The following is a 13,026-nucleotide window of genomic DNA, read 5'->3' on the forward strand; positions in this document are numbered from 1 at the left end:
TTTGTGCAAAACAGACTTTTTCATAATCTAACCCGATGTACAACCCTTCTGTGAGATTTCCGCGTCGAAAATAAATAATGTCAGAAAAATATTGTCCTGACTGATTTGCGCAAATCAGGAGATTAAATAATGGCGAGTACGCAAACAATTAATTGGAGTGATGTACCGCAAAGCGGGGGAACAGTCGGGTCGGCACAGACTACAACAACGGTGACAGGTACGCCTTCATCAGCACTCAATGATATTACATTTTCCGGCATTGTTATTTTAGATAATAATGGGTCTGTTGAGTTGCAACAGACAACCATATCTTCTGGAAGTGAAATTGTTGTTAAAACTGGAACTAATTTAACATTCAATACATCAACTCTTCCGAGTGGCACTATTGAAATAGATGGTGGCTCTCTAACAAATACCAATGCGTATAGTTCATCAGGCCCTCTTGTTATTGCATTTGGAGCCACAACAAGCTCTAAAAATAACACAGTAACGTTAAATGCGTATGGTTTGAGTAATACAACGTTTACTAATGTTTCTCCTGGAGATAATATTACATTCGTAAATTCATGGGGAAATGTTACACTAGTTGATGATGGTAGTGGAATTATTGATGTAAAAGACTCCAGCGGAAAAACATTAACTACTCTCCATACGGCAAAAAACGCAGATGGCACTTATTACAAGGCTAGCGACTTTACTGCATCAGCTGATGGAAACAATTCCGTGCTCGTTTGTTTTCTGGCAGGCAGCATGATCCAGACGTCAGAAGGAGATGTTGCGGTTGAAGATATCCAGATTGGCGATGAAATCATTGCTTTTGACTGGAGAAACGACGAAGACGTAGTCCGTCAAGTTGTCTGGGTGGGTAAAGCGCGTGCAACAGTACGTCCTGACCTTCCTGATGATGAAGCAGGCTGGCCTGTGCGCATTCTGAAAGGCGCCATTGCTGATGGCGTGCCTTATAAGGATATGCTGATCACGTCCGAACATTGCTTGTTCTTCAGAGACCGTTTTGTCCCCGTTCGTATGCTGGTCAATGGCGTATCCATCTTCTATGACAAGTCCATTACTTCTTACGATTACTACCATGTAGAAACAGAACAGCATTCCGTCATCACTGCTGATGGCATGTTGACAGAAAGCTATCTTGATACCGGGAACCGTTCATCCTTCCGTCAGGAAGGCAAAATCGCAACTCTGCGCGGAGCGGTAAAGAACTGGGCCGATGATGCCGGTGCGCCATTGGGCGTGGAACGCTCCTTTGTAGAACCGCTCTTCCGGACTCTGGAATGGCGTGAAAACAGTGTTGTGGGCACCAAGATCTCGACGACAAAAATCGAAACGACAACTGATCCTGACCTACATCTTATCACTCAGACAGGCGCTGTGATCCGTCCCATGCGTAAGACCGCGCATCACTACAGCTTCATGCTACCGCCAAATACAGAGTCTGTGCAGATCGTCTCGCGTTCTAGCCGTCCATCAGACGTGATTGGCCCGTTTGTCAATGATCGTCGCTATATGGGCGTGGCCGTAGCAGATGTGCAGCTTCAATGTGCCAAACAGCAGTTCGATATTACTTCTCACCTTCAGGATGAAAAACCTTCGGGTTGGCACGATACCGACTGGACGGACTGCGCATGGACTAATGGGAATGCTGAACTCCCGTTAGGTGATCACCTGACACATGGGAAAATGGGTATTCTCTCCATGACTATTCGTGCCGCAGGCCCCTATCTGCTGAACACAAAGCCAAACTCTGATATGAAAAAACGTTCTGCTTAATCTCGGTTAACCCGGACAAATAATGTTGGGGCTTTCCCTTTGCCGGGAAAGCCCTTTCCTTATGAAAACTTATTCCTCATCAAATACTACTGTGCATCAGGCTTAATCGTAATCACGCAGGACTTCGGCTGTCCGACCTGTGTCGCCGCGATCCGACAGTCCCTGATTTTCGGCATATTGTCCTGCACCAGCCGATCCTCCCACATAAAACCACTCCATTGCTCGGGCCGTGCATCTCGCATCATCGCAGCTCCGGACTCCCACCGATCCTGCCCCCCAACAATGAACGAAGCCACACGCTCATCAAAATTCTTCCAGGTGATGTGATTAAACAGAAGCGGTGCGACCCCCACCCCAAATAGAAATGCCATGAGACCGATAAAAATCAGGTAAAACCATTGATCACGTCGATTATTCGCCTCACCAACAATCGACGCCAACACCTGCCGTTCTTTCCGGACCTCTCCGATCGCCTTTTCGAAGACCCCTTCAAGTCTCCGGCTGGCGGCCAGTCCTTCCTCTCGTATCCCCTGCCCATACGCCTGGGGCGTCATTTTTAGCGTCGGGTTGGCCTCAATCGCCTTCATATGCGTCCCGACCGCATTCATGGCTTTCACGACACGGGCCATATCCTCCGTGTAATCCGGTGGCCTGTTATCCCGCCATGCCTGGGGCAACGCTTCCACGCTGCGCCGGAGCACCGTCATTTCAGCGCACAGATCTTCAAAGGCACGGGCTGCCGGATCCGTCTCGCTCACGACACTTCTCCTTCAGTAATGAAACCGGCACTGGGCAACCTCAATCCGCTGATCCTCTCCCACGCGCCCCTGAACCCGGTAGACCAGACGATGTTCTCCCGTAATCCGTCGGGACCACCACCCGGAAAGCTGCCCCTTCAATGGTTCCGGCTTGCCCAGCCCCTGAAACGGATGCCGCCTTACATCGTCGATCAGGGTATTGATCTTCTCAAGAACCACAGTGTCTAACTGAAACCAGGAAAGATAATCCTCCCAGCCATTTTCATGAAAAAAGACCTTCACACCAACGGTTCACCCTTGCTGCTTCAAAAGATCACGCTCGGTCGCTACCCCGTGCTCGATGTCACGAATGCTCCCCAACAGCCTCTCCGCGTTGCGTGGGCTGCTCAGGAGATGCACGGTTTCCTGCCAGCCGGAGAATTCTTCTTCCGACATCAGCACGACACTGCCTTTCCCGGTCTTGCGGGTCACGACAATCGGCGCGCGGCTGTTCACGGCTTCATCCAGATAATGCGCGAGGTTCTGGCGCAGGTCGGTATAGGAAACACAGGTCATGATCGGTCCTCCACCTTCACTATAACGTACAGTTTTCTGTACGTCTTCTTTTTTACATCCCCATATCCATACCGCGCGACCTGGAGCGTGAGAGGGCCTGCTCCCGCTGATGGGGATGCAACCCGTGATCGAGCGTCGATCCTTTCCTGATGCCCAGCTCGCGGCTCTTCTCCCGCAGAATGGACTCAAGCTGCGCGTCCCGCTTCAGCTCTTTCAGCGCCACACCCTGCTGCTCGCGGCTCAGCCCGTCCCAGGTCTTCACAAACCGCGCCGCCCGCAGATCCGGACTCTTCCGCACCCTGTCCTCATGCTCCAGCCCCTCGACCAGTTTGCGCGCCCGTGCCGGACCTTCCAGACCATATAGCGCCTGCCGGATCTCCGGCTGATGCTTCAGCGCCGCCCGCAGATCCGCCTCACCGCCACGCCGGACCCGCTCCAGATCCCGACCGGCTTCAAAAAGCGCCTTCTTCTGGTGCTCCAGCACCGGCAGCTCCTGACGCACCATGCGCTCGGCATCCACCCAGGCCCGCGCATACCGCTCCACCGCCTGCTGAAGCGGGTCACTCCCCGGCACAAACCCGTCCAGCCCGGCCGGCACCTGCTCGCGCTGCACACGCGGTAGCCTCAAACCCGCAAAGGGAGAGACAGGAGCCTCATGCTCAACCCCACTTTCCCCCTTACCGGCCCCGGCATCCATCCCGGCCGACACGTCTTTTTCCGCCGTGCGACGCCCCGGCCGCACGGACAGGTCCAGTCCATCGAACATCCCGCGTTTTTGCTGTGCCGACGCAGGCTCTGGCATAGGTACACCTTCGGCCTGCCTGTCCTGCCGGGGGCCAGAGGCGGCCTTCTCACGCTCCACCACGATCTCGCTCTCGGGGACATGCAGTCCGCGCCGCCGCGCAAATCCGGCATCCTGATCCCGGACATGCGGGTAATCCAGCGTGGTATCCTTCAGCCGCTCGCGCGACAGCTGCTTCACCAGCCCGTCCCGGTCGCCCACATCATCCCGGCCCCAATGGACGGACACGCTCTCCCGATGCCGCGATAGCGCCACATAGGCCCCGTGCCGATCCATGCTCCCCGTCGCCAGCACATGCGCCCGATCCACCGTCACACCCTGCGATTTATGGATGGTGGCCGCATAGCCATGATCCAGCGCGTCATACTCCGCCACCGACACCGACACGACCCGGCCAGTCCCGGCACCACCAGGCCCGTCGAGCTGCACCGACAGTGCCAGATCCCCGGCCTCGGCCGATCCCTCGATGCCCCGCACCGTGCCCAGCGTGCCGTTCTTTACCCTCAGCTCCCGGTCATTGCGCAGGAAGTAGACCCGCTCCCCGTCCGCAAACATCCGCTCGCCCTGGGCGGTCGGCACCAGCACGTCGTCACCCAGCTCACCTGCCTCCCTGCGGATCTCCCGTGCCGCCGCATTCAGCGCCCGCACATCATCACGCCGGTGCGCCAGCATGATCTGGCTTTCTTCTGGCGCAGCCTGACGGGCAGCATTCCATCCCGCGATCACCCCGGCCCGCGCCTCTTCCAGCGTGTCATGCCCGCGCACCAGGCCAGCCGCCTCATAGCGTCCCAGCGCTTGCTCTGTCCGCCCGGTCGCAAGCTCCTTCGTAGCCGCCTGCTGCCAGCCTTCACGCTGCCGGCGTACGGTGGTGATTTCCACCGACCCGACCCGCTCGGCCACCGCCCGGAACGCACCACCCGCCTCAATCGCCTGCAACTGCTCGGGATCACCCACCAGCACCACCTTGGCCCCGGCTTCGCGGGCGACAGACAGAACCCGCTCCATCTGCCGTGACCCCACCATGCCAGCCTCGTCCACCACCAGCACGTCCCCGCGCTCCAGCAAGTCGAACCCTCGCTCCCACGCCCGCTCCAGGGACGCCAGCGTCCGGCTCTCAATCCCAGCCCCCGCTTCCAGCCCTTCCGCCGCGATCCCCGACAGCGCCGCCCCGCGTACCCGGTACCCGGCCTCTTCCCATGCCGCACGGGCCACACCCAGCATGGTGCTCTTCCCCGTCCCAGCATACCAGACCACCACGGACAGGTCGCGGGACTTCGTGACCTCGCCCACCGCCAGCGCCTGCTCCTCGCCAAGACCGGAATGCTGCATCGCTGCCCGACGCACCGCCAGCGGCACCGCATGCCCCTGGGACTGCCCCATCGCGAGCGACGCTTCTTCCAGACGCTGCTCGACCCCGATCATCGTGCGCGTGGAGAACCGCTCCCGCCCGTGCCCGTCTTTCCCGAGCGCGACCAGCTCCGGACATGCCTCCACCCGAACCATGACGGCCGTAAACTGTTCAGCATCCACCGTCTGCAGGTCCACGAACCGCGCCAGATCCTGCCGGGTAAACGTGCTCTGCTGCCGGGTCAGCGCCTCCAGCGCCACATGCGGCTCGGCCAGCAACCTTTCGCCATTGCGTCGCGCGATCTCCAGATGATCAGCGACCCGTTCCGCATCCTCGCCCCGCTCTTCCCGGCGCATCCCGGCCGGACCGATTTTGTTCTGCGGCTCAAGGTCGATCCCCTGTGCCGCGAACGACCGATGGTCGATCCGCACGTCCAGATCCAGTTCGGCCAGCCGTTCATTGGCAAGTGACGCCCATCGCTCCCGCCATGTCAGCAGGAGGTCCTTGTCATTCCACGACCGCTCTTTTGCACCAAAGCCGTTCTCATCCACAGACCGCGTGGACAGCATCACATGAGCATGAGGCTTCGCCTGTCCGTCTTCGCCAATATCCCAATGCACATTGAGGTCGGCCACCATGCCGCGTTCCACGAACTGCTCCCGCACAAAATCCCGTGCCAGCGCGATCCCCTGCGCCTGGGTCATTTCGCGCGGGAGTGCAAACTCCACCTCACGGGCAAGCTGGGCATCCTTGCGTTTCTCGATCGCCTCGACCTCATTCCATAGGGTCGCACGGTCGAGAAACCGTTCCGGCGCGCCATCGGGCAGCAGGATCTCGGAATGCACCACGCCGCTCTTGTTGGAAAAATCATGGTCGCGATCCAGCCGCACATCATGCAGGCGGGACGCCGCGCGATAGGCCACCGCTGCCACGGCGCTCCGGCCGGTGGCGCGGCTGATGACCTTTGCATGCAGATGATAGATCGCCATGAACGCGATCCTATCACACCACTTAAGCGCACGTCACGAAGTGACGTATAAGCGCGCACTCATATTTTACTGCGCCTCAAGGATTGATTGCTCTGATGAGTGACGCGGTTCTCGCCTGTGTGATAAAGTATGCCACAGACCAGAAGAATAAGGGATCGACAATGCGCAAACCACGGGACATAGATGCGGAACTAGAAGAACTTCAGAAACGGGAACGTGCGTTAAAGGCCAAGAGAATTGTCCAGTTCGGTGAACTGGTCGAAGCAACGGGGGCCGATACCTTATCGATCGAGGCTCTTGCTGGTGTTCTGCTTGCGGCTGTCGAACAGGCGGATAGTAAACCCGAAGCCGTCGCGAGGTGGACCGAACGGGGAGCGGCGTTTTTTCAGGCAGGCGGAAAAAAGGGCATCCGGAAAGGAACCGGAAACGATCAGAACGGAGCTTCTGGCGCTTGAAAGACGGATCAGGAAGCAGGCGGCCCTGATTCATCGCCATCAGGCACGAAAGGCACGTACTGACATGCGCGACTGGGCGAAGGCGCGACGGGAACGCACCCATCATCTGATCGAACTGGGAGGCCTGGTCCAGAAGGCAGGACTGGTCGATCTGACCGATGATGACCGGGCCACCCTGCTCGGGGCCTTCCTGGATATTGCGGGGCAGCTTCGGGAGGGCAGGAATACCGCTTCAGGCGACCTGAAAACACGCTGGAGACGCGCGGGGCTTCATGCCTTCGATGCCGAAAAAGAGCATGCAGGAAGGAAAGAACAGCCATGACGGATAACCTGCCAGACAGACAGGAAGAACCGGACAATCCTGATGCGGATGAGCGCATGTTTCATGCCTGCTTCTCCATACTCGGAGAGTTCGTGGAAGAGGAGCTCGGCACAACCTCGCAGGGTTACGATAAAGAGCAGAGCCGTCTGTATCGTGGCTACCGTTTGCACAGTGCCAATGACCGGGACAAGGCGGCGATCGACCTCTGGCTCTGGTACCGTGACGATCTGCCAGGGGAAACAGCTCTGTGCGATCGCAACATCGCCGCTATGCCACCAGATAACCCGGTTGATCACGAACAGATCTTACAGAATCTCAAGGACCAGAAATTGCGCGACTTGATCAACATCCGCCGACAGCTCTGGATCTGATCAGGAGAGTTATCTTGAAAAAGCGTATACTGACTTTCACTGCCCTGCCGCTTCTCCTCCTCCCGGCATCAGGCTTTGCCCGGAACACAGGGGACTGGCTACCTCAGTCAGGCGTTAAATCTCCCTATGCCCCCCTGTCGGTACCAACAACGCTCAAACCCGTGCAGGACTCTCTGGCCAATCTGTTGACCAAAGGCTACCGGATTACGACTACAGCGGATTATGGCGGCTCAGGAGCCCTCTTCACGCTGACCCGGCAGAAACAGACCTTACTCTGCGTTTTGACGGCCCCAACTCCCGGAACAGATCAGAATGTCCCAACATCACGCTGCTGGTCCCTGAATTAAAGTTCGCAAAAGTCTACAGGCCTGACGGATTGGAAAAATATCAGAAACCGTGCCTTACGCGACGTTTCTGGGCCGACCGCCTTTCGCACCATTCCGGCGTGCAGCCGCCACCTTTGCCTGGCTGGCGGATGATCCGCCCACACGTCCCATCTGTGCCGCCATCCAGCTTTGGGAACCGTAGATACCGTGGATCAGACCTTCGACCAGGACATCAGCATCAAGACGGGGCCAGTGAAGGCCATTCCCCAGCGGGGTAATCTCGATCTCAGCCAGATCATTCAGGGAAGCGCCCTGCAAATCCTGTAACAGATCCACCGGTACGCTCATTTCAACACCGTTGGAGAGCGTGACATGAAGAGCGCGGCGCGCACGGATCAACCGTGCGGAGACCGCATGAGGAACTGTCGCTCTATGAAGCGCGTCTGCTTCACGAGCAGCCTGATAGTTCACGTTATTCGCCATGTATCTTCTCCCATGCTTCCGCCAGCATCTCAGCGTGGTCCTGCACGATGACAAGGGCTTCCTGTATAGCCTTATCGTTCATGCCACCTGCCCGTATCAGGCGGGCTTTCCTGCCAATTTCGATCACGGCTTCCCCATCCGCGCTTATGACGTGAACGTGCATCGGCACATGATCTGCCGTGTAAATCACGACACGAAATCCATTGATGCGCAGAAGCGTCGGCATAATTTACAATATCCCTAACGCTTGGGTTTTTCAATCATAATCATCCCGCCGAAAGTCAGGAGCAGGATATCTGGACGGTCAGACAGAAATGGTCAGCCCATCAATCTCCGATAAGGCCTACAGAGCATTCTGGAGGGCCGCACAAAGCGCAAATCCCGTTACCATCTCCAAACCCGCCACCACACCTGATAACGTCTATACGGCCATCCTGTGGCGTCTGACGGGCATACTGCGACACGTGAGCTGCTGAATGTTCGCCTGAACTATCGTATGCCTTGAGCAGATTACGGTCTTGCCCGGTTCTTCTGGTGTTGCAGGTGTCGGGCGAGCGCGGAGCGGGAGCCCCGTAGGGCGCCGAAGGCGCCGATATGGGAACGCATCGTCAGATTATGATTTTGCGCCGTAGGCGTGTCCGTTTAGCGCAGCCCTGAAAGGGCGAGCAGGGGGATGCCGGGTGGGAGATCGCGCTGTGCGCGATCGGGGCGGCCGTAGGCCGCGAGCCGGCGGGGGCGTAGCCCCCAAGAGGCGGTGCTTGGGTTCAATTTAGCTGGAAATTGTAAAGAATGAAAAGTTATCCACAGGCTTGGAGTGTTTAATAGGTGTTTAAGTAGTGTTACGGTTTTTCAGAGCCAAAACAACACACTGAATAATAACGGTTTTATTGAAAGATTTTATCGTCTTGTGAATCCACTATGACGATAAACTGAATCCACTATGACGATAAACTGAATCCACTATGACGATAAACTGAATCTAATATGACGATAGAAAGTATGCGTAATTGAAATGACGATAAGCTCAGACTGAATCTAATATGACGATAATTGGCTTGCGTATGTGAAGTGACGATAGTAGCTATCTGTAATTGAAATGACGATAGAATCTTCTCCTTCCTTGTTCGACATTGCGCCTTCTTTGGCTATGGAAGGTGAGGATCGCACGCCCCTCCTGCCAGTCCGCCATCCAAATCAGGATCTATTCATCTGTGATGTACTCGATGCCATTCCCAAAGATGATATGGCGTCAATGGAGCATCCTGTTTTTTCGCTCTCGACCAAGCCTGACAACCGGATGCGACGCTATGAACACAATGGGAATATCATAGAGATCATCCCGTCTGGCAAAGGGCTGGCAACGATCCATGACAAGGATATTCTGATCTACTGCATCTCTCAGCTCATTGCGAAAATGAATCACGGCGAACAACCAGGCCGAACACTCCGCCTTCAAGCTTATGACATGCTGGTCGCTACCAATCGTCAAACCAGCGGAGCAGGCTATAGGCTACTGACCGACGCATTGACACGCTTGCGCGGAACAACCGTGCGAACAAACATTCAAACAGGCGGCATTGAAGAAACGCGAATTTTCGGTTTGATCGAAGAAGCTAGAATCACTCGTAAGACGTTTGATGGCCGAATGCTTGATCTTGAAATCACCCTGTCAGATTGGGTCTATCGTTCAGTCATCAGCAAGAACGTCCTAACACTTCACCGAGACTATTTCCGACTTCGTAAACCGTTCGAACGACGCATGTACGAACTAGCCCGCAAACACTGCGGTATGAAAGATGAATGGAAGATCGGATTAGAACTGCTGCAAAAAAAATGTGGCTCAAATAGCCCGCTTCGCGTATTTCGATCCTTGGTTAAGAAAGTTTGTGCGCATGACACCAGCCATGCTCATTTTCCTGACTATGCCATCACAATGACCGACGACATCATTCTGTTTCGCAACCGTTTGAGCCTTAAAACAACGGCCGATGTTATCGTCCCTGTCAGGGATGCTCCCTACATTGACCCTGAAACCATGCATGACGCTAAAACCGTTGCGCCAGGATATGACATTTATGCTCTCCATGACGAATGGGTTTCATGGTGGCACGACATGGGGAAACCCGAGCTTAAAAGCCCTGCCGGAGCCTTTATTGGCTTTTGCAAAAAACGGCACGAGCGCAGCCCAATACGCTGATTCCAGCACACGCCAGCATGTGTGTACGCGCTTGCATGCAAACATGTACACATGCTTACTTGCCCACAGGACTTTCTCCCATCTTGCGTAGCCAGTCGTTAAACGCGTCGGCCATCGCATCTTGTAAACTCATCCCATGCTTTCTAGCGGTCATATGCATGGCAAATGACATTTCCGGGCTAAAATAGCCCGTCATGGCTTTCTTGCCCTGACGGCTCGGCGCAACCTCCTTGCTGTGTGTGCCAACAACATTGGTGGCAGAAACCTTGCTTTCTGATGTGGCTACAACCGGCGATATTGCGGAATCACGGTCCCGCAACGACAGTAGAGACCCCTTCCGGCTCATGCACTAGCTCTCCGCTTTCTTGATGATTGCATGTTTACATGCTTGCATGTCCACTTATAAAGCAGCCTTACCTCATCAGATGCCTTGCTTTTTGGCTCTATTTCCATTGCTGTTTTCCCTTCCGCCGCAGCATGACGAAAAACTGCACGATCAGCGATAATATATGGACATGCGTTCAGCCCGTAGCTTTCTACGAGTTGCGTGGCCTCCTCATACATACGCGGAGCGGTCGGACTTCCTGCTGTAAAAACGACAAAGGCTGGTTTGCCACGCATTTTTATAAGGCTGGCAGTAGTTTTAATCGCTGCCAAATCGAATGCACTCGGCCGACATGGAATTAACACCAAATCAGCAACTTCAACGGCAGCACTCGCCGCACTATCCGCGTGAGGCGGAGTATCAATCACTATGAACTCAGCCCCCTGACTCATTGCCTGTTCGATCTTAGCCGCGAGGCGCGGCGGAGCACTGTCAATCACAACTGGCGGAGCATCCTTACGCCATGCGGCCCATTGGCTCGCAGTCGCCTGTGGGTCCACATCAATCACCAATGCCGTATGGCCAGCATCCTCAGCCGCAGCCGCCAGATGCAAGGCCAGAGTGGTTTTCCCAGCCCCACCCTTCTGGCTGATAATCGCTATTGTTGGCATGTGAACGTCCTTACATGACCGCATGTTTGCATGTGGTCATACGTGATAACCTACTAGACCGGCAATAGAGAACGACAGAAAGCAACCCATATTCAACGGTCGATAAACTCACCTTTCCCTCTGCACAATGGCAGCAACAGTGTTCTTGCTGATTCCTAGATCGCGGGCGATCCATCGATAACTCCGCTTTTCAGCCACCAACGCCAGAACCTTCGGAGCCAGACGGTCAGACTTCGGCCGCTCTGCTTTCTGTCGGCCGAGAACCTTCCCGCGCGCCTTGGCGGCGGCCAGACCAGACTTCACCCGCTCGCTGATCAGATCCCGTTCGAACTCAGCAATCCCGGCCAGAACCGTCGCCAGCATTCGTCCATGTGGCGTAGCCAGGTCGAACGTCATTCCCGTTATGGCGATCAGGGAAACACGATAGCTCTCCAGCTCCTGAAGCGTGGAGATGAGATCAATGGTCGAACGTCCCCATCGGGACAGCTCCGTCACCAGGATGGCATCAATTTCACGGGCCTGGGCCAGTGCCATGACCTTTCGACGTTCGGCCCGATCCACCCGGACGCCAGAGCCGGTCTCCATGAAAACGCCCAGCACTTCATAGCCCGCGCGTTCGGCAAACCGCGTCAGCTCGTCCTTCTGGCGCGCGCAGGACTGATCGGCCGTGGAAACCCGGCAATAGATGACCGCGCACTGTCCCATTTGAACCCTCCCGGAAAAACCACCATGCAGCCCTTGATACACCGTGGCTCCGATCTGTCCCAATCTGACTATAGTCTGTTTGGAACAAAATTTCCGTTCATTATAAAAATATGAAAAGACTCAGTCTTCGTTTGTGGGTTATTTGCGGCTGCGATGGCTATCTGCACCCGTTACAATCCGTGAAACCGTTCCTGGACTGATACCATAGGTCTGGGCAATCACTTTCAGTGTTTCCCCATTTTGACGCCTGCATATTATTTCATGACGCTGTGCTTGTGTAATCACCGCAGGGCGGCCCATTTTTATACCCAGTCGGGTAGCACGTAACCGTCCTTCCGCAGTGCGTGTTCTAATCAGGTCACGTTCAACATCGGCAAGTCCACCCAACACAGCCAACAGCAGGCGGCCAGTACTTGTCGCTGTATCAGCCCATGGCTCTGCTATGGAACAAAATTGTGCCCCTCTCTGGGTGATTTCCTTAATAATTCCGAACAGATCAAAAGTGCTCCGCGCCAGACGATCAATGCGCGTGACAACAACAATTTCGCCTTTTGACAGACTTTTCAGGAGTTTCTGGAGTTGGATGCGCTCTGCATCAGCGCCACTGGCTTTTTCACGGAATATTTTAGTGCAGCCATAATCTTTAAGGGATTGAAGCTGCATATCTAGTGTCTGACCAATTGTGCTTACGCGGGCATATCCAATTTTGCGAGACACTGTTTTGCCATCCTAATTTAATGATGGCTCACGCTTAACGCAGAATATAACCGTGCGCAAATTCTGATTTGCGCAAAGTCCAGTATGACAGCCTTACGCCTATGAACACCTAATTGTTGTTTAAATATGGAAAACAAAAAAAACAACTCGACGCGGAAATCTCACAGATGGAGTAATTTTGGATCATTTTCTGGTTGTTCAGGACTTCCTATACGTC

The 13,026-nt window shown here is 55.1% G+C and carries 16 protein-coding genes; 6 read left to right on the plus strand and 10 right to left on the minus strand.

What is annotated here, in order from left to right; all coding sequences use genetic code 11:
• The first annotated feature begins 129 nt into the window (after nucleotides 1-129).
• Nucleotides 130-1,785, plus strand: coding sequence for a Hint domain-containing protein (locus CSR02_RS01355; RefSeq protein ID WP_099540310.1), 1,656 nt, complete (start codon nucleotides 130-132; stop codon nucleotides 1,783-1,785).
• 86 nt (nucleotides 1,786-1,871) lie between these two features.
• On the opposite strand, the gene CSR02_RS01360 is transcribed toward CSR02_RS01355, so the two are convergent.
• From CSR02_RS01360 to traA, 4 genes are read right to left on the minus strand one after another with little or no spacing between them, the layout of a single operon-like run.
• Nucleotides 1,872-2,543, minus strand: a complete 672-nt coding sequence (locus tag CSR02_RS01360; protein WP_244176712.1) for a DUF6118 family protein — start codon at nucleotides 2,541-2,543, stop codon at nucleotides 1,872-1,874.
• A 12-nt stretch (nucleotides 2,544-2,555) separates the two neighbouring features.
• Nucleotides 2,556-2,825, minus strand: a complete 270-nt coding sequence (locus tag CSR02_RS01365; RefSeq protein WP_099540311.1) for a Txe/YoeB family addiction module toxin — start codon at nucleotides 2,823-2,825, stop codon at nucleotides 2,556-2,558.
• A 9-nt stretch (nucleotides 2,826-2,834) separates the two neighbouring features.
• On the minus strand, nucleotides 2,835-3,098 hold the full coding sequence (locus CSR02_RS01370) for a type II toxin-antitoxin system Phd/YefM family antitoxin (protein ID WP_045543370.1): 264 nt from the start codon (nucleotides 3,096-3,098) through the stop codon (nucleotides 2,835-2,837).
• Nucleotides 3,099-3,150: 52 nt separating this feature from the next.
• Nucleotides 3,151-6,237 (minus strand): Ti-type conjugative transfer relaxase TraA, encoded by a 3,087-nt coding sequence (gene traA / locus CSR02_RS01375; protein ID WP_099540312.1) that lies wholly within the window; start codon nucleotides 6,235-6,237, stop codon nucleotides 3,151-3,153.
• A 95-nt stretch (nucleotides 6,238-6,332) separates the two neighbouring features.
• Between traA and CSR02_RS01380 the strand changes: the two genes are divergently transcribed.
• The 4 genes from CSR02_RS01380 to CSR02_RS01395 all read left to right on the plus strand — a co-directional run bounded on the left by CSR02_RS01380 (nucleotide 6,333) and on the right by CSR02_RS01395 (nucleotide 7,732).
• The gene (locus CSR02_RS01380) at nucleotides 6,333-6,692 is read left to right on the plus strand and encodes a conjugal transfer protein TraD (RefSeq protein ID WP_099540313.1); all 360 of its coding nucleotides are present in this window, start codon (nucleotides 6,333-6,335) and stop codon (nucleotides 6,690-6,692) included.
• A gap of 64 nt (nucleotides 6,693-6,756) precedes the next feature.
• Nucleotides 6,757-7,014, plus strand: coding sequence for a conjugal transfer protein TraD (locus CSR02_RS01385; protein ID WP_099540314.1), 258 nt, complete (start codon nucleotides 6,757-6,759; stop codon nucleotides 7,012-7,014).
• A complete protein-coding gene (locus tag CSR02_RS01390) occupies nucleotides 7,011-7,385 on the plus strand; it encodes a hypothetical protein (protein WP_099540315.1) in 375 nt (124 codons plus the stop codon). Before CSR02_RS01385 ends, CSR02_RS01390 begins: the two co-directional genes overlap by 4 nt.
• A 14-nt stretch (nucleotides 7,386-7,399) precedes the next feature.
• Entirely contained in the window at nucleotides 7,400-7,732 is a 333-nt protein-coding gene (locus tag CSR02_RS01395) for a hypothetical protein (protein WP_099540316.1), read from the plus strand.
• Between the two features lie 54 nt (nucleotides 7,733-7,786).
• Here the strand turns inward: CSR02_RS01395 and CSR02_RS01400 are convergent, their stop codons facing one another.
• Both CSR02_RS01400 and CSR02_RS01405 read right to left on the minus strand, forming a co-directional pair.
• Nucleotides 7,787-8,194, minus strand: coding sequence for a DUF2442 domain-containing protein (locus tag CSR02_RS01400; RefSeq protein WP_099540317.1), 408 nt, complete (start codon nucleotides 8,192-8,194; stop codon nucleotides 7,787-7,789).
• Entirely contained in the window at nucleotides 8,184-8,420 is a 237-nt protein-coding gene (locus tag CSR02_RS01405; RefSeq protein ID WP_244176713.1) for a DUF4160 domain-containing protein, read from the minus strand. Before CSR02_RS01405 ends, CSR02_RS01400 begins: the two co-directional genes overlap by 11 nt.
• Before the next feature lie 870 nt (nucleotides 8,421-9,290).
• Here CSR02_RS01405 and CSR02_RS01410 point away from each other — a divergent pair.
• On the plus strand, nucleotides 9,291-10,391 hold the full coding sequence (locus CSR02_RS01410; RefSeq protein WP_099540318.1) for a replication initiator protein A: 1,101 nt from the start codon (nucleotides 9,291-9,293) through the stop codon (nucleotides 10,389-10,391).
• A 55-nt stretch (nucleotides 10,392-10,446) separates the two neighbouring features.
• Here CSR02_RS01410 and CSR02_RS01415 read toward each other — a convergent pair whose 3' ends face one another.
• From CSR02_RS01415 to CSR02_RS01430, 4 genes are all read right to left on the minus strand, one after another.
• A complete protein-coding gene (locus CSR02_RS01415; protein ID WP_035382372.1) occupies nucleotides 10,447-10,737 on the minus strand; it encodes a ribbon-helix-helix domain-containing protein in 291 nt (96 codons plus the stop codon).
• Nucleotides 10,734-11,387, minus strand: coding sequence for a ParA family partition ATPase (gene parA / locus CSR02_RS01420; protein WP_035382373.1), 654 nt, complete (start codon nucleotides 11,385-11,387; stop codon nucleotides 10,734-10,736). Before parA ends, CSR02_RS01415 begins: the two co-directional genes overlap by 4 nt.
• Before the next feature lie 108 nt (nucleotides 11,388-11,495).
• Nucleotides 11,496-12,092 (minus strand): recombinase family protein, encoded by a 597-nt coding sequence (locus tag CSR02_RS01425; protein WP_099540319.1) that lies wholly within the window; start codon nucleotides 12,090-12,092, stop codon nucleotides 11,496-11,498.
• 138 nt (nucleotides 12,093-12,230) lie between these two features.
• Nucleotides 12,231-12,809 (minus strand): recombinase family protein, encoded by a 579-nt coding sequence (locus CSR02_RS01430; RefSeq protein WP_099540320.1) that lies wholly within the window; start codon nucleotides 12,807-12,809, stop codon nucleotides 12,231-12,233.
• Nucleotides 12,810-13,026: the final 217 nt, after the last annotated feature.

The organism is Acetobacter pomorum (assembly GCF_002738225.1).
In the GTDB taxonomy this organism is placed as follows: domain Bacteria; phylum Pseudomonadota; class Alphaproteobacteria; order Acetobacterales; family Acetobacteraceae; genus Acetobacter; species Acetobacter pomorum.

Excerpts from the sequence above, each read along its gene's own strand:
- CSR02_RS01390 (WP_099540315.1), top strand. The coding sequence starts at position 7,011 with ATGACGGATAACCTGCCAGACAGACAGGAAGAACCGGACAATCCTGAT.
- CSR02_RS01380 (WP_099540313.1), top strand. The coding sequence starts at position 6,333 with ATGAGTGACGCGGTTCTCGCCTGTGTGATAAAGTATGCCACAGACCAG.
- CSR02_RS01370 (WP_045543370.1), bottom strand. The coding sequence starts at position 3,098 with ATGACCTGTGTTTCCTATACCGACCTGCGCCAGAACCTCGCGCATTAT.
- CSR02_RS01415 (WP_035382372.1), bottom strand. The coding sequence starts at position 10,737 with ATGAGCCGGAAGGGGTCTCTACTGTCGTTGCGGGACCGTGATTCCGCA.
- CSR02_RS01385 (WP_099540314.1), top strand. The coding sequence starts at position 6,757 with ATGCGCGACTGGGCGAAGGCGCGACGGGAACGCACCCATCATCTGATC.
- traA (WP_099540312.1), bottom strand. The coding sequence starts at position 6,237 with ATGGCGATCTATCATCTGCATGCAAAGGTCATCAGCCGCGCCACCGGC.
- CSR02_RS01405 (WP_244176713.1), bottom strand. The coding sequence starts at position 8,420 with ATGCCGACGCTTCTGCGCATCAATGGATTTCGTGTCGTGATTTACACG.
- CSR02_RS01410 (WP_099540318.1), top strand. The coding sequence starts at position 9,291 with ATGACGATAGAATCTTCTCCTTCCTTGTTCGACATTGCGCCTTCTTTG.
- parA (WP_035382373.1), bottom strand. The coding sequence starts at position 11,387 with ATGCCAACAATAGCGATTATCAGCCAGAAGGGTGGGGCTGGGAAAACC.
- CSR02_RS01355 (WP_099540310.1), top strand. The coding sequence starts at position 130 with ATGGCGAGTACGCAAACAATTAATTGGAGTGATGTACCGCAAAGCGGG.
- CSR02_RS01425 (WP_099540319.1), bottom strand. The coding sequence starts at position 12,092 with ATGGGACAGTGCGCGGTCATCTATTGCCGGGTTTCCACGGCCGATCAG.
- CSR02_RS01400 (WP_099540317.1), bottom strand. The coding sequence starts at position 8,194 with ATGGCGAATAACGTGAACTATCAGGCTGCTCGTGAAGCAGACGCGCTT.